This window comes from Phormidesmis sp. 146-12 (assembly GCF_052939495.1).
In genome coordinates, this window is record NZ_JBJPHS010000035.1 from 42,746 (window position 1) to 58,787 (window position 16,042).

14 protein-coding genes are annotated in these 16,042 nt (G+C 49.9%); 8 read left to right on the forward strand and 6 right to left on the reverse strand.

Annotated features, from left to right (window positions below; translation table 11 throughout):
* Positions 1-30 precede the first annotated feature (30 nt).
* From sufU to ACKFKF_RS16160, 6 genes are all read left to right on the forward strand, one after another.
* On the forward strand, positions 31-492 hold the full coding sequence (sufU, locus tag ACKFKF_RS16135) for a Fe-S cluster assembly sulfur transfer protein SufU (protein WP_446861759.1): 462 nt from the start codon (positions 31-33) through the stop codon (positions 490-492).
* Positions 493-533: 41 nt separating this feature from the next.
* Complete coding sequence (locus ACKFKF_RS16140; protein ID WP_446868605.1) at positions 534-1,052, forward strand: DUF2518 family protein; 519 nt, start codon at positions 534-536, stop codon at positions 1,050-1,052.
* 260 nt (positions 1,053-1,312) lie between these two features.
* On the forward strand, positions 1,313-2,497 hold the full coding sequence (locus tag ACKFKF_RS16145; RefSeq protein WP_446868606.1) for an iron-containing alcohol dehydrogenase: 1,185 nt from the start codon (positions 1,313-1,315) through the stop codon (positions 2,495-2,497).
* 86 nt (positions 2,498-2,583) lie between these two features.
* Positions 2,584-3,786 (forward strand): aspartate aminotransferase, encoded by a 1,203-nt coding sequence (locus ACKFKF_RS16150; RefSeq protein ID WP_446868607.1) that lies wholly within the window; start codon positions 2,584-2,586, stop codon positions 3,784-3,786.
* 556 nt (positions 3,787-4,342) lie between these two features.
* Positions 4,343-5,308 carry an aminotransferase class IV gene (locus ACKFKF_RS16155; protein ID WP_446868608.1) on the forward strand — a complete coding sequence of 322 codons (966 nt, stop codon included), beginning with the start codon at positions 4,343-4,345 and terminating at the stop codon, positions 5,306-5,308.
* Between the two features lie 505 nt (positions 5,309-5,813).
* A complete protein-coding gene (locus ACKFKF_RS16160; protein WP_446861764.1) occupies positions 5,814-6,032 on the forward strand; it encodes a DUF4327 family protein in 219 nt (72 codons plus the stop codon).
* 151 nt (positions 6,033-6,183) lie between these two features.
* On the opposite strand, the gene ACKFKF_RS16165 is transcribed toward ACKFKF_RS16160, so the two are convergent.
* Entirely contained in the window at positions 6,184-8,079 is a 1,896-nt protein-coding gene (locus tag ACKFKF_RS16165; protein ID WP_446868609.1) for a serine/threonine phosphatase, read from the reverse strand.
* A gap of 206 nt (positions 8,080-8,285) precedes the next feature.
* Here ACKFKF_RS16165 and gatB point away from each other — a divergent pair, with 206 nt between their 5' ends.
* Complete coding sequence (gene gatB, locus ACKFKF_RS16170; protein ID WP_446868610.1) at positions 8,286-9,770, forward strand: Asp-tRNA(Asn)/Glu-tRNA(Gln) amidotransferase subunit GatB; 1,485 nt, start codon at positions 8,286-8,288, stop codon at positions 9,768-9,770.
* 70 nt (positions 9,771-9,840) lie between these two features.
* Here gatB and ACKFKF_RS16175 read toward each other — a convergent pair whose 3' ends face one another.
* Entirely contained in the window at positions 9,841-10,710 is an 870-nt protein-coding gene (locus ACKFKF_RS16175; RefSeq protein ID WP_446868611.1) for a branched-chain amino acid ABC transporter permease, read from the reverse strand.
* Between the two features lie 375 nt (positions 10,711-11,085).
* Positions 11,086-11,940, reverse strand: coding sequence for an acyl-CoA desaturase (locus ACKFKF_RS16180; protein WP_446861768.1), 855 nt, complete (start codon positions 11,938-11,940; stop codon positions 11,086-11,088).
* Positions 11,941-12,232: 292 nt separating this feature from the next.
* On the opposite strand from ACKFKF_RS16180, the gene ACKFKF_RS16185 reads away from it, so the two are divergent.
* Entirely contained in the window at positions 12,233-13,051 is an 819-nt protein-coding gene (locus ACKFKF_RS16185) for a DUF6885 family protein (RefSeq protein WP_446868612.1), read from the forward strand.
* A gap of 97 nt (positions 13,052-13,148) precedes the next feature.
* Here the strand turns inward: ACKFKF_RS16185 and ACKFKF_RS16190 are convergent, their stop codons facing one another.
* The 3 genes from ACKFKF_RS16190 to ACKFKF_RS16200 all read right to left on the reverse strand — a co-directional run bounded on the left by ACKFKF_RS16190 (position 13,149) and on the right by ACKFKF_RS16200 (position 15,838).
* Positions 13,149-14,504, reverse strand: a complete 1,356-nt coding sequence (locus ACKFKF_RS16190; protein WP_446868613.1) for a glutamine synthetase family protein — start codon at positions 14,502-14,504, stop codon at positions 13,149-13,151.
* 17 nt (positions 14,505-14,521) lie between these two features.
* A complete protein-coding gene (locus ACKFKF_RS16195; RefSeq protein ID WP_446868614.1) occupies positions 14,522-14,842 on the reverse strand; it encodes a hypothetical protein in 321 nt (106 codons plus the stop codon).
* 111 nt (positions 14,843-14,953) lie between these two features.
* Positions 14,954-15,838 (reverse strand): phytanoyl-CoA dioxygenase family protein, encoded by an 885-nt coding sequence (locus ACKFKF_RS16200; RefSeq protein ID WP_446868615.1) that lies wholly within the window; start codon positions 15,836-15,838, stop codon positions 14,954-14,956.
* Positions 15,839-16,042: the final 204 nt, after the last annotated feature.

Here is a 16,042-nt window from a genome sequence, read left to right on the forward strand (position 1 = left end):
AGATGAACCATCCATTTACAAATCCAAGCCATGACTTTGGGGAACCTGCGCGACCTTTATCAACAGGTCATTCTTGAACGCTACAAGAAGCCAAAACACAAAGGGGTGACGAATCCGGTTCACCGTCAACAGCGGGGACACAACCCTTCTTGTGGAGATACGATCGAGCTAACCGTACAGCTTAATGAGACGGGCGATCGCATTGAGGATGTGAAATTTGAAGGAGAAGGCTGCGCGATCGCAATGGCATCGGCGGATCTAATGGCGGAGGCTCTGCGCGGTAAAGCAACTGACGAAGCGTTAGAAATGGTGCAGCGCTTTCAAAATATGATGTTGGGCAAAGCCGAATTTCCGACGGAGCAGCGCAAGCTCAATGTTATGCAGGGCGTTTCTCAGTTTCCTGTCAGAATCAAATGTGCAACGCTGACCTGGCATACGATGAAAGCTGCCCTCGAAGCTTCAAACGCGCCTGTCGCTGTCAGCAACGAATAGCCTCAAATTCAAGCTTAATTTAACCCTCAAAACGCCTTGCCATGTTTGAAACTCAACAACTGATTACCGGAACCCAATGGGCAGGAATTTTGACGATCGCGCTGGCGGTCTTGACTGTGATGGCCTTTTTGTTCAAATGGGGAATTCGCTTTCGATTGGTGGGGATTACTGGATTTATGGGGGTTTTGACGGCGGGAATTTTTGGGCTGAGTTTGGGTCTCCATGCGCGTCCGTCGATTCCGGGTGCGGTGCATTATTCTCGAATTTATGACCAGTCGGCTGATGTCGTGGTGATTGCTGTGCCGCCGACGGTTACGGAGCCGCAGTTAGAAGCCACTCTGCGTCAAGCCTCCGCCGATTTGTATTCTCCAGGTCGCTTGTCTCAAGGAGCCGATCGCCTGCTGATTCGAGCGCGGACGATTTTGCATCCCAGAGAAGGTTTGTCTCAGCCGTTGTTTATCGGAGAAATTCAGCGATCGCTGTCCGTTCGAGACGATGATCAGGCAACCATTAAGATCTACCGCAAAAACCTGGCTCAACTCCCGCAGGCAAAAGCTTGAAACTCTAATCCTTGGGATCGTGAATTAAACAACCTGTAATTCTTGCGGTTTCGCTTCGTTTGATTCGGCTTCTGCCCCCTAAATCTTGAACCGCGAAACTGACTTAAATTCTAGAATTTCTGCTTTCTCAAAGTCCCCCAGAATGGGGGATTTAGGGGGCGAAGCAACCAGGCAATCATCGATCTTATTCAATTCACGATCCTTAGCCGTTCCAAAAATCTCAACCATAAACCGTTGTCTTTGTGATTCGTTAAGTTCAAATGTCCACTCAAACTGATTCTTTGATTTCGCTGGCGATCGCTCCTGCTCAAGTCGTTCGAGGGGTAAGAGCGTTGGAGCAGATGGGTAAAACGATCGCTCGATTGGGATCTCGTCCGCTATTGGTAGGAGGCGATCGTACGTTAGAAGTGATCCAGCCTCGTCTCAATTCTGTTTTGGAGGCACAAAAGCTGTCGATCGCTCACGCTTCTTATGGCGCAGATTGCAGCGAAAAAGCGCTTCTGTCTCTCAAACAGGCGGCCATTGCTCATCAAGCTGATTTGATTATTGGAATTGGCGGCGGTAAAGCGTTGGATGCCGCTAAACTTGTAGCCTTTCAAGGTGAATTGCCGATCGTCACGATTCCAACTTCCGGGGCTACCTGTGCCGCCTGGACTGCCCTCTCCAACATTTACTCAGAACAAGGGGCGTTTCTGTATGACGTGAGTTTGTCAAAATGTCCTGACTTACTGATTCTAGATTATGACCTGATCGCCACTGCACCCCAAAGAACGCTGGTTGCCGGGATTGGAGACGCGATCGCCAAATGGTATGAGGCTGCGGTCAGTAGCGGTCACTCTGAAAAAACCTTTCTGATTGCTGCCGTCCAACAGGCGCGAGTGCTGCGAGATATCTTGTTTCAAAAGTCAGCGATCGCTCTCCAACAACCCGGTAGCGAACCGTGGCGCGAAGTCGTCGATGCCTCCGTTTTGATGGCGGGCGTAATCGGGGGAATCGGCGGCGCACAATGTCGAACCGTCGCGGCTCATGCCGTTCACAATGGCTTAACGCACCTGCTCGAAAGTCATGGAACCCTACACGGCGAAAAAGTTGCGTTTGGGATTTTGGTACAGCTTCGGCTCGAAGAAATGATCCAGGGCAACCAGTTAGCCGCCACAGCCCGCCAGCAGTTGTTGAAGTTTTACCGTGAAATTGGACTGCCACAAACGTTGACAGAGTTGGGACTAGAAAGCGTAACGATCGCCGCCCTTCAAAAATCCGCCGAAATCGCTTGCGCCGAGACTTCTGACATTCATCGTCTACCCTTTAGCGTGACTCCAGCCCAACTGATGGCCGCAATGGTTTCAACAACAGCGCCTTGTGGAAGAGGTGAGGAGAGAGGTGTGAGGAGTGAGGAGAAAAGTGTGGGCCGTGAGGATGGTCGATCGGGATCTATTCCAGGTTAAAATACCTAACTCAGACAGGCAGTTTGGGTAAGTTACCCCTTTCGTTAACTCCTCACTCCTCACTCCTCACTCCTCACCCATTGATCATGAGCCTAAATTGGATTACCCCCGCCGATCGTCTGCGATCTTTGCCTCCCTACGTGTTTGCGCGGCTGGATGAATTGAAAGCAAATGCACGAGCGCAAGGGGTTGATTTAATTGATTTGGGAATGGGCAATCCTGATGGAGCGACTCCGGCTCCGATCGTTGAGGCGGCCAGCGCGGCCCTTCAGGATGCCAAAAATCACGGCTATCCTCCCTTTGAAGGCACTGCCAGCTTTAGAAAAGCGATTACAGATTGGTATCGTCGTCGCTATGCAGTGAATCTCGATCCTGACGGTGAAGCGTTGCCCCTCTTAGGTTCCAAGGAAGGACTCACTCACCTGGCGCTGGCTTATATCAATCCAGGCGATGTCGTTTTGGTGCCGAGTCCGTCTTATCCGCCCCATTTTCGCGGGCCGCTGATCGCAGGTGGAGAAATTTATCCGTTGATTCTCAAGGCGGAGCAGGATTGGTTGATTGACTTGGCGGCGATTCCCGATCGCATTGCCGAACGTGCCAAGATCCTTTACTTCAACTATCCCAGCAATCCCACAACGGCCACCGCTCCGCGTGAATTTTTTGAGGAAGTTGTCGCCTTTGCCCGTCGCTATCAGATTTTGCTCGTCCACGATCAGGCTTATGCAGAATTAGCCTTTGACGGCTATCAGCCCACCAGCTTGCTTGAGATTCCGGGGGGCAAAGAAATTGGCGTTGAGTTTCATACGCTGTCCAAAACCTACAATATGGCAGGCTGGCGCGTCGGATTTGTCGTCGGCAATCGGCATGTGATTCAAGGCTTACGCACGCTCAAAACCAATCTGGATTACGGAATTTTTGCCGCGCTGCAAACTGCCGCAGAAACGGCCCTTCAGCTTCCAGACAAGTACCTGGTTGAAGTGCAAGATCGCTACCGCACTCGTCGAGACTTCTTGATCAAAGGTCTGGCAGACCTAGGCTGGTCGATTCCTACCCCCAAAGCCACGATGTATTTGTGGATTCCCTGTCCTCCGGGTACGGGTTCGACTGATTTTGCGCTGTCTGTGTTGCAGAAAACGGGTGTAGTCGTGACTCCTGGAAACGCCTTTGGAGCGGGAGGCGAAGGCTATGTGCGGATTAGCTTGATTGCGGACTGCGATCGTCTTGGTGAGGCCCTCGATCGCTTCAGACAATCCAATATTCGGTTTGATATGCCGACGATCGCAGTTTAGCGACGCTTTGAATAGAGACTTGAGAAGTTGTAAAAGCTGATTAGAGCAAGAGAATGGAAATTTGAGCGTTCATTCTTGCCTGATTGAGTACATTTTTGTTTGAGTAAACATCGTTATTAATCTATGACGTTTTTAGACAGATATGAATGGATGAACAGTTAAAAAAACGATTGAGTAAGCCATATTTTGCAAGCAGTTCATCCAATTTAGAAGTTGCTTTTTCTGTCTAATTCAACTTGTGAGAAATAATAAATTTATAATTTTAGGTTTTCCTTAAGAATTCCATAAAGTTCTCAACTTTAGTCATCAGTAATTATTCTGGCGTAACTATGATACGGAGTAATTAACTAACTCCCCCTCTGCGGAGAAACTCGGAGGATTTTTTGGAGTGCTTAACCTCTAGACCCAACCAGACGACTTGACCCCTTTCAGAGTTGCCAGTCCAGCGAATGTCTCAAAAGCCCCCCTTTTGTTTGAGCAGTGTCCCAGGACGATCTCTTTTCAGCTTTACAATCCGGTTCACTCATCTCCTGTTTACCTGAAGGAATCAGACCCTATGACCTTATCAACAAAGCTACAGAAACCCAAATATGTCTACTTTGGCGGGAAAGTCTGTCTGTGGGAAGAGGCTGTTTTTCACATTTCAAGCGAGGCCGTCTTGCGGGGGCTAAATGTTTTTGAAGGTCTAAAAGGCTATTGGCAACCTGACGGCAGCTTTGGCATTGTAGCGATGAGACGACACTACGATCGCTTGCTGCGTTCTGCCAAGATCATGTACATGCCTTTTGAAATGAGCTACGAAGAATTTGAACAGGCCACTCACGAACTGGTAAAACAACTCTACAAACACGACAAAAATATGTGGGTACGCGCCACACTCTATGGAGACGAAGGCCACTGGGGCGAAGACAGCACGACTAATCTAGTGTTGACGGCCTACCACACCCCAAAAGAGCGCCCGGCCCCAATGGATGTTGGCATTAGCCCCTGGCAACGAGCCACCGATCTCGCCCTTCCCTGCCGAGTCAAAACCAGCACAAATTATCAAGTAGCGCGATTTGTGAAGATTGAAGGACGCGATCGCGGCTATTCTGACATGATTTTGCTCAATCAGGCAGGGAGAGTCGCTGAAGGCATTTCTTCTTGTGTAATCATTGTGCGCGATGGCAAAGTGTTTACGCCACCCGCCTGGGAAGGTGCCTTAGAAAGTATCAGCATCGATATTGTAGAAGCGTTGTGCAACTCAATGGGGATTCCGTTTGAGCGGCGGCCGATCGATCGCACTGAGTTGATCATTGCAGACGAGATGGCGTTGGTGGGGACTTTGGCTGAGATTACGCCGATCCGATCGGTCGATGGCCGAGCCTTTGGAGAGATGCCGATTGTGAATGCGATCGCAGAACGCTATCTAGCCGCCGCATCAGGCGTTGATCCACATTCAGCCATTGATTTCTCGATCATTCCGGCTGAATCGTCAGTGTTACAAATGAATCCAGAACACAAATTAGTAGGGGTTGCCTAGACTCAATTTAAATTTCCTAAATCATTCCCTGAACTTACAAGCGGCTGTCAGTAGATGATGGTCGTTTTTTTATCTTAGTCAGTTGAGTTGCTGAGTATTGTAATTTAGATTCACGATACGATCGCTCAAGCTATTCACCCTACTATCTCAGCCACGAAAAAAAGTCTGACTCACCTTTGACCCACAGCGCTACCCTTAACGATTGCAGAGCCATTAGCAGACTTAGACAAAAAAGCTTAGAAGTACGCTATGTGACTGAGTAAATAAAATCCTTCTTCCTGTAGATGCTAGACTATCCGTGATTTTTCACGATTATTACAGATAGATTCATCAACGGATCTAAAGGTGCGGATTAAAAAAATTACTTGCCACAAAGCTCACTAAATACGCTAACATTAGAAGCTGAAAAGCCGCTTTCTGATTAAGCAACTACCTACGCATTGCTCAGGAACTTTTAGAAGGCTGACTTAGATTTTTACACAACCTAATCATGATCAAAGACGGTATGACCCAACAAGTAGCTCACCCGATGGTTAAGCTGCAACGCCAGGTGCGATCGCTCGTCGATTCAAAACTGCTCAAACCCAGCGACAGCCTGTGGAAGATTGCCCTGCTCTATGGAGATGAATGGGCCTATTGGAAACAAGAACTCCAGGCGTTTGACTTCACCATGCAAGACCCTGTTAGTGACCTGTTATCAGTTGATAGCTGGGAAGAAGATTAGTAGACCTTAGCATGAGTTTTTTAACACCTCTGTGCGAAGAATAAAGGAGTAAGCCTACTTTTGCCAAATACTCCAAAAAGTTACGACAAAAGGTTGAGTTCTAGGTTTGAGTCAATAAAACGGATCGATCAAAACTAGAACTCAGAACGCTTTACTTCAAATGATCCAAATTGGGTCGGACTTTGGCACGGATCACTACGGCCGTGATATTGTCGTGACCATTGTACTCATTAGCAAGATCGATAAGTTGACCCACTCCTTGCTCCAGGCTGGCTTGTGAACTGATAAAGGGATCAAGGTGAGTCAATTTGTGTTTCTCCAGCAAATCATTGTCCGTTAAACCATCAGAAGCCAGGATGATCAAAGTGTCTTCATTGAGTTCTAAAAACTGGATATCGGGGTTGATGAAATGCTCATCTCGCGGCCCTAGCGCTTGAGTCAATTGGTAAGCATCGGGGCGACCGTAGGCGATTTCTTTCTCAACTCCTCGCTGGATTTCTCGCTGTCCAACTTCGTGATCCAGAGTGATCTGTTCTAACTGTCGTTTGCGCGTATAGCGGTAAAGCCGACTGTCTCCTACATGAGCAACCGCAATTTCGGTGTCGTGAAGCAGCATCATCACCATTGTGGTGCCCATTCTGCCACTGCCCGATCGCGCATTCTGCTGATTGACATCAAAAATCGCCTTATTTGCCAACTGCACCGCTTCCTGGATCACCGATTTGGAGGGTAGCCCCGTCGCGTCATTTTCCCAGAAGTCTTGAAAGAACTCTCTGAGGGTGTCTACCGCCAACTGGCTGGCTACTTCCCCGCTGGCATGACCGCCCATTCCGTCACAAAGCACGTATAGCCCTCGCGCCCGAACGGTTTTACCTCCCGGAAGTTGCGCCTTCATCACCCGTGTATTGATGCAAAAACAATCTTCGTTGTGATCGCGCTGGCGACCAATGTCGGTGCGTCCGGCATCATCCAGACTGAATAGCTGCATCGGCAGAACGATCGTGGGCATATCGTCCCCATCTGAGTCCTCTTCGACATCGGGAGGCAGGGTCACAGCTTGGACAAAATCGTCGTCCCCGTCTTCGTCGGAACTCAGCGGCAGGGTCGTGTCATCAGGCGAAAACTCTTGGGGGTCAGGCATAGTTTCGGTTTGCGTAAGACTGATTTGAAAATCGTGGGCAATCGTTTCGAGTCGCGATCGCACGTCCGTTGTTTCAAGTTTACCGACTTGCAAGTCTACAACCAGCAGATGCAGAGCAGCCGATTGAGTTTGAGAAAGTTGCTCTAAGAGAAATTGCCAGACTCCTCCTAAGTTTTGCAAGTTGGGTGCGGGTTCTGACTCCCCAGATAGCCATTGCAGACAGAGTGCCTGGTCTTCGTCGAGGCGTAAATTTTGCAAGTCCAGCAGACTTTGACGAGCGTGGTATGGCTCTAGAGCGTCCCAGATGTCCAGCATCTCGTGAAACCAGTGCAAAATTTGCAGAAGCGGAATGGCAGACTGTGACTTGAGGTAAGTCGCAAGAGACGGCAGGGAAGAGCGATCTTCGACCAGCAGCACTTCTTGATGCTCCGTTTTCCAGGCATCGTGGACTTGAGGAATGGTCTGATTGATCTGCGATCGCACGTCTAGATAAAGCTGAACCTGGGGCGAAATGATCACCGACCTCAATGCTTCTGCACTGGGATCAACAGCTTGAGGCTCAGAGATATCCTCCACTGGTGCAATCAGCGTCTCTAAAGGTGATAGCTGTAGCGGCTGCAAATCAAGAACCTTCACGGCTGAGGGAGCATCGGGCAAGGGTTCAAGAATCTGATAGCGACGATCGACATCCAGATAGTCTGATTGCCGCGTTTGATCCAACGGGTTTGACAAAATCGCCCACCAGAGAGTTCCGGTGACGGTGCCACACTTGAGACAGCGCTGGTCGCTCAGGGATACGATCATCCCGCAGGTAGGGCAAGCTTTTTCGGTCAAAGAACTTCCGCACTCTTGACAAAACTTGTTAGTGTGAGGATTTTCAAATTGGCACTGAGGGCAAACAAGCATTGGGATCTTCCTCAATTCCCGTGGAAGTCAGAAGTGGGGAACTTTTCTATTAAACCCTTCTGTGTCGGTTCTATTGACTATCTTAAGCAGAATTTTGTGAGAAACGTTAGGAGACGTGTGAGGTATGAGGGTCAGAGTTTGAAGAGCCTTCTCACGCTTGAAGTTACAATAATAGTGTATGGCTTTCACGATATGGGAAGGATTCTATGACCATTGCTGCCCCAACCAAAACACAGTATGAAGCGGTGATCGGGCTAGAGACTCATTGTCAGTTAAGCACTGAAACCAAGATTTTCTCCGATAGCTCTGCAAAATTTACCACCGACCCCAATACGCACATTGACCCAATCTGTATGGGACTGCCGGGGGTGTTGCCTGTGCTCAATCAGAAAGTGTTGGAGTATGCGGTCAAAGCGGGACTGGCGCTCAATTGTCAGATTGCACCTTATAGTAAGTTCGATCGCAAGCAGTATTTTTATCCTGACCTACCTAAGAATTATCAGATTTCTCAATTTGACCTGCCGATCGCCGAACATGGCTGGCTAGAGATCGAACTGCCTGACGCAGAGGGCAAGCCCATTCGCAAACGCATTGGGGTGACTCGACTGCATATGGAAGAAGACGCTGGAAAACTGGTGCATGGCGGCAGCGATAGACTGTCTGGGTCAACCTATTCGCTCGTCGATTACAACCGGGCGGGCGTGCCGCTAGTTGAAATTGTGTCAGAACCGGATCTGCGATCGGGGCAAGAAGCGGCCGAATATGCTCAAGAACTGCGGCGAATTATGCGCTATTTGGGCGTGAGCGATGGCAATATGCAAGAAGGGTCACTGCGCTGCGATGTGAATATTTCAGTGCGTCCCGTTGGTCGAGCCGAGTTTGGCACCAAGGTCGAAATCAAAAATATGAATTCGTTCAATGCCATTCAACGTGCGATCGAATACGAAATTGAACGACAAATTGCCGCGATCGAGACCGGAGAAAAGATCCTTCAAGAAACGCGACTGTGGGAAGAAGGATCACAACGCACGATCAGTATGCGAATCAAGGAAGGCTCCAGCGATTACCGCTATTTTCCTGAGCCGGATTTGGGCCCGATCGAAGTCACATCTGAGCAGTTAGACCAGTGGCGCAATGAATTGCCTGAACTGCCTTATCAAAAGCGCCATCGCTATGAAGATGAGTTTGGGCTGTCGGCTTATGATGCGCGGGTGTTGACGGACGATCGAGATGTCGCCGCCTATTTTGAAGCGGCCGTTGCGGCCAAGGCCAATCCCAAACAAGCTGCAAACTGGATCATGGGCGACATCAGCGGCTATCTCAACACCGAGAAGAAAAGCATTCAAGATCTGCCGCTCACCCCAGACGCTCTGGCAGAACTGACCGCTCTAATTGATGCCAACACGATCAGCAACAAAATCGGCAAAGACATCCTCCCCGAACTGCTGACCAAAGGCGGCTCACCTAAGGCGATCGTCGAACGAGAAGGACTGGTGCAAATTTCGGATACGGGAGCGATCGAAGCGGCGATCGAGTCCGTCATTGCCGCCAATCCTAAAGAACTGGAAGCCTATCGCGGTGGCAAAACAAAGCTGTTAGGGTTCTTTGTGGGTCAAGTCATGAAGCAAACAGGCGGACGGGCTGACCCCAAACTAACCAATCAACTGCTGGCCAAAAAACTGAACGGATAAGCGGCTCCTCATCGGGACGATGTAATTGAATTTGTAATATAGATTCTTCAAGGGCGACCTGATGATCCGCCTACATCGTCCCCTTAAACAAACCTTGCGGACGCACCAACAATACCAGCACCATAATCAAAAGGGCCACTCCCTGTTTGTATTCTGGGCGCAAAAAGTAGGTGCTAACTTCTTGAGCAATGCCGATGACCAGGGCACCCGCGATCGCCCCATAAGGATTACCAATTCCGCCCAAAATGACCGACGCAAACAGCGGCAAAATTAGAAACCATCCCATATTCGGGCGCACCGCTTCGACCAGTCCCAACATACTGCCTCCCAGGGCCGTCATGCCGCCTGCGATGACCCACGTCCAAAGCACAACGCGATCGACGTTAATTCCGGTGACTCTGGCCAGATCGATATCGTCGGCAACGGCTCGCATGGCTTTACCGATTTTGGTGTTTTGCAGGAGATAATGCAGGGCCGCAATCGCAATGACTGCTAACACAATCACTAAAAGATTATAAAAAGGAATGCGAATTCCTAAAAAAGAAAGCGCTTCGGCAACGGGGAGAGCATACCTTTGGTTACTGCCGCCCCAAATAAAAATAATGCCATTGCGAATGAATAAGGCCAGCCCGATCGAGATAATAATCAGCGTTGTAGAAGTGGCTCTTTTGGCCCGCATCGGGGCCCAGAGAATCTTTTCGGTCAGGAGGGCGACAGCGATCGTCGCGATCGATGAAATCCCCATTGCCAACCAGATATTCACCCCTGCCGCCGTGTTTAGAACAAAAGTAATGTAAGCACCCAGCGTCATAAAGTCCCCGTGGGCAAAATTAGACAGCCGAAGAATGCCATAGGTTAGCGTCAGACCCACCGCAGACAGCGCGATAATTGTCCCGATCGAGATACCGTTGACGACTAACTGCGCGATTTGTGAGTCCATTGCTGAAAGTTGCTACAGATTATCGCTTTGATTGTCCCTGAATTGGGCAGATTTGGGAAGTTATTAGAGCGATCGACGTTTCCCAGAACTTTGACCTTGCTGAATAATGGTCTGAACTCGCTCCCCAAACCCCAATTCTGCGGGACTGCCGAACTTTCAACCTCAACGATTCATCCCCAATAATGAAGCGAGAAAACTTCATCGACACGTTATTTGCATCACTTTAAAGGTGAAAATCCCCAACTTCTTCAAGAAATCGGAGATCTAAACGAGAGTGTATTCTATTCTTCTAAAGTCGTCGAATCTGTTTGATACCAAGGGTCAGCACAGTCGTTCTACTTTCGTAAAAGCAGCTAATTGCTCCCTTAAGGACGCTTACTCACTTTTCACCTGCACAGGAGCCATCACAACTTTCTTGGCCAATCCCAACATCTTCAAAACGCGGATTGCCCACCAGGTTGTATCGACTTCCCACCAGCGCCAGCCTGCTTGGGCAACATGGGGATAGGCGTGATGGTTGTTGTGCCAGCCCTCTCCATAGGTGACCAGCGAAACCCACCACAAATTGCGAGAGCCGTCTGCGGCATCAAAGGTACGATAGCCCCAAGCGTGAGCCGCCGAATTGACCAGCCAGGTAGAATGCCACAATAAAACCGATCGCACCACAACGCCATACAGCACAAACGACCAGCCGCCCATTGCATACAGCAAAACGATTAAAGGAATCTGCAACACCAGAAAGTAGCGATCGAGCCAGCGATAATAGGGCTGTTTGGCCAGGTCAGGCGCATATTTAGAATAGACTTCTCGATCAAAAAATTCGGGACGATCATACAGCAACCAGAGCATGTGACTCCACCAAAAGCCACGTTTTGCCGAGTAAGGATCTTTGTCAACGTCTTCGGTGTGCGCGTGATGCTGGCGGTGACCCCCAACCCAGGAAAGCGGACTGCCTTGAATCGCTAAAGCGCCGAGGGTGGCGATCGTATACTCTAACCATTTAGGAACCTGAAAACTCCGATGACTCAACAATCGGTGATACCCCAGACAGATACCAATCCCGCCAAACAGCCAGTGGAGAAATAAAGCAACCCCCAGGGCAGACCAGGAGAAGCACAAGGGAGCCAAGAGTGCCAGCGCGTGCATTGAAGTCAGAAAGGCGATCGTAATCCAACTGGGCGCAAGGGTGTTTCTGCTCTTAGGAAGAACAGTCGGAGAGTTTGGAGTCATTGAAATTCCTATGACCTGGATTTTTGATCGCAGGGCGTTACAGTGGGGTTATGTAAGCATTACTTGCACCATCGTAGCGAGTGTTGCCCCCAATTGCAAGCGCCACTTGCATCCCAAAAGATAGAGAAATAGGCTGAAGACGTTTGACCTAAGAGAGAAAACAGAGGACAGGAGGCAAGAGACACAAACCCAGGACTTGCTTTGCTTCATACCTAACTTCTAATGTCGAATGTCTAGCGTCCAATGTCCTTTCCCTAACCTATAGTCATCAAAAAGTAAGCTGATGTTCCCTATGCAGCATCGTGAATTCTCAATCGAGCTACTTCCTGGAATGTCGCAGGTTGTGAGCGAACGTCAGCTTGCAGGACAGCAGCAGGATAATCTTTGTGGGCCCTATTGGGCATCTCTGTTGCTACGATCGCGCCACTTCTCGATTTCTCCCGCAGCGATCGCGCGATCGGCGGGTTCAGTCCTTCCGATCGGGGATGCGTCAAACTGGCTGCCCAGGGGTGCTTTGTCTCGTCAGGATTATGAGTTGGCTTTACCAGAAACCGATCGTCTGCAAGATGCGGGAACGTCTGCTCAGGGTTTGATCGAGGCGGTGTCAGAGCATTCTCAAAACGCTTATTGTCTGGTGCCTCTGCGGGCGGAGTGGTCTGCTGAACGGGTCGAGACGGTTTTGAAGTTTTGTCATCAGGCAGATTGGGAAATGATTCCGCTTTGCAACCTGAGAACGAACCATTTGTGGGGAAGCCAGTTGTCGGTCAGTGACGCGATCGCTTATCTCAAAGGCGACCCGATTTCTGCGCCCCCGGCAGATTGGAATGTGGGGCACTTTCTCATTTTGGCTGGCACTGTTAAAGGGGAGGCACGATCGCTCGTCTTGGTTTGCGACACCTATCCAACGTTTGGGTGGCAGGGCTATCATCTGCAACCATTCGATGCGATCGCTCAGGCGTTAAATCGGGGTGATGGCTGTGAGGGCGGGATCTTGCTCTTTGCTAACCGATTGGATCAGAGCGCGATCGAACAGCACGCCAGAGAACAAGGCTTTGTGATCAGCATTTGGGACAATGGCAGTCCGAGTAAACCTCACAACCAGACTGGTTAAGGAGAAAGGATTCAACAATCTACAACTGAAAGTTTTAACCTGCGAAGGTGGGTTTCGTTGTGATAGCCGCAAATTAATTGCCGGAGTTATTGATTTACTAATAGACTTCCAGATATTCTTGTCGCTCCCAATCGCTGACGTGGCTGTGAAAACGAGCGAGTTCAAACTGTTTGACGGTTGTCAATAGATGTACAAATTCTTCGCCTAAGAGCGATCGCATCCCACTATCCGCATTCAGACTCTCTAGCGCAGCTTCTAAGGTCGGCGGTAACTTGGGCAAATCGGGATTATCTTCACTCGGCCCGTCCGCCTGGGGCTGCAATTTATAGCCGTGTTGAACGCCCAACAAGCCCGCCGCAAGAGTCGCCGCCGCCGTCAGATAAGGATTGCTCAACCCAGAAGCCGCCCGCATTTCAAAGTGAGTATCTTGATCGCCCGTAGCTTTGACGCGCACCATCGCCGATCGGTCTTCGATTCCCCAGCTAATGTTGGAGGGGGCAAAGGTGTGGGGTTTGAGACGGCGGTAACAGTTGGGAGTCGGGCCAATCAACGGCATCATCGCGGGCGCGTGGGTGAGAATGCCCTGAATGAACGATCGAGCCGTTTGAGACAATCCATCGGGCTGAGTGCGATCGAGCAAGGCGTTTTGTTGAGTGGGGCGATCGAGCAAACTGATGTGAAAGTGACAACAACAACCCGCGCGATCGGAAAATGGCTTAGACATAAAGATGGACTGATAGCCCAGTTGATGCGCGATTTCTTTGACCGCATTCTTGAAGGTAAAGGCCTTGTCTGCCCCGTGAAGCCCGATCGCCGGCCCAAAATTAATCTCAAATTGAGAAGGCGCATACTCGCAATTGTGGGTGATCACATCAATGCCCGCCGCCCGCAGGTAATCCAACATTTGATTGAGTTCGGGGACATATTGATTGCGAATGTGATTGAAGATGTGTAGCCCGCCAAACAGCGGCGCTTGAGTCTCTCTATGTAGTAGGTAAAACTCAAATTCGTGACCCATCATCACATCAAATCCCATCTCAGTCGCTTTGTCTAATAGCTGTTTGAAGACGTAGCGAGGGGCAACGGTTAGCGGCTCATCAGCACTCCACACCGCATCACAAATCACCTTCGCCGTGTGCGGTTGCCAGGGAACGGGAGCCAGCGTTTTGAGGTCGGGCACCAGCAAATGATCGCGATAGTTGCGTTCTTCGTGCAGTCCCGATTTGGGAACGACCATTGAGGCTGTATCAAGGGCCAATGTACCGCCGTAGAAGTTTAGCCCTTTGCGCGTGTAGCCTTCTACTTTGTCGATCGGCACCACCTTGAGTCGAGAAACCCCGTGTAGATCGGGCAGTTCAAACCGCACATATTCAACGTTCTGCGCTCTAAGGGTGGCGATAAATTCGGCAATTGGGTCGATCGTTTGTTCTGGCTTCGTAATTTCCATGACCATGACAACACCTCCGTAAATTACACTTTTTTCAGGTCGCTAGAACGGCTGTGTGAGGCTTTGATGTCTCTCCCCATATGGTTAATGATCTCAGGAAATCGCATATGGAGAAACCAACCTGCGCCCACCACTAAATACAGTAAAAACAAATAAGAAAACACATTGTAATAAACCGTCGGAACCGGAAACAAACTAGATTTACCGGGAGTGCCAACATTTCTGAGAACCGGAACGATCATAAAAGCTACACTCAATATTGCAAACACTACATCACTCCAGCGCAATTGGTGTTCTCGATGAAGATAAACGGGAGCGGCGATCGAGATCAAACTATAAGCCACCAAAAATCCGTAGGTTGTGATCGTGCCAAAGTAGCCTGCTTAACACTACGAGAATCGTTACCTAAAATTCGTAGCAATCGTTACTGACCGCAGAAGATCACATTTGTTGAATCATTTCACACTCACTAACGCATCGTCGCAATACTCATTAACCATTGGTGTGCGATACCCGTCTGATGTCCACAGCGTCGGAAAAAAACTCTCATCAACTTCAGCACTGCCGATTCGACGATAGCGACCAAAAATATAGTCCGTTCCGACTCCGGGCGATCGAAAGCAAATATCCAGCGGAAAGGTGCTAATTGAGAAACTGCGGCGAGTCAAATCAGCCGTCTGGTTGCGTCCCGATCCGTGCCAAAGGTTGCCGTCGAGAAACACACATCCACCCGGAGAAAGCTCTGCCGCAACGATCGTCCCAGTTTGTTTCGCTTCTTGGGCAGCATCCCAGAGGGGTTGTCGATAGTCGGCTTGAGGTGCGTGCAAAAATCGAAAGCGATCGTGACACTCCCATTTATGAGAACCGGGGACAAATTCTAGCGTTCCGGCGGCGGCGGTGGCGTTGTCGAGTGCAATCCAGCAGGTGACGATCGCAGAGGGCGCAATGCTAGAAACGAGGGTATTGTTGCGGTGAAAGGAGACTTCGGGCGCGTTGGGAGGCTTGATCCAGCAGCTATCGAGGGCAAACCGTCCCCCTGACCAGCCTGCGAGGGTTGCGTTGAGACGGGCGATTTGGGCAGAGAGTGAAAAGCTGGCAACGGTACGATCGCAGCGCCACAAGCCAGACATTTGGCGAGTTGCGTTGGGCTGACTTAAGCCGGGCCGACCATGCCATTCGTCGGGGTAGATGCCTGTTTCTAACTGAGTGGCGAAGAGGGGATCGAGGCGATCGTTGAGGCGATCGACCTGATCGAAGGTGAGAAACTTCTCCACAATGAGAAATCCCTGTTCACGAAACTGATTAATTTGCGTTTGGGTTAGCTGCATGGGGTAGGACATTAGACACTGGACTTTGGACTTTGGGGAAACGTGGATTTGATAAAATTCTTTCGCTTCGTTGTTAGGAGCTTCTGCCCCCCAACCCCCCAATTTGGGGGACTTCAAGAGAAGAGTTCCAAAGTCCCTTAGTCGTGGGGATTTAGCTTGCTCCCTGCTTGACTGACAAAACTAGGAAGCTGGAATGCAAGAGAGGACAGTAAATTC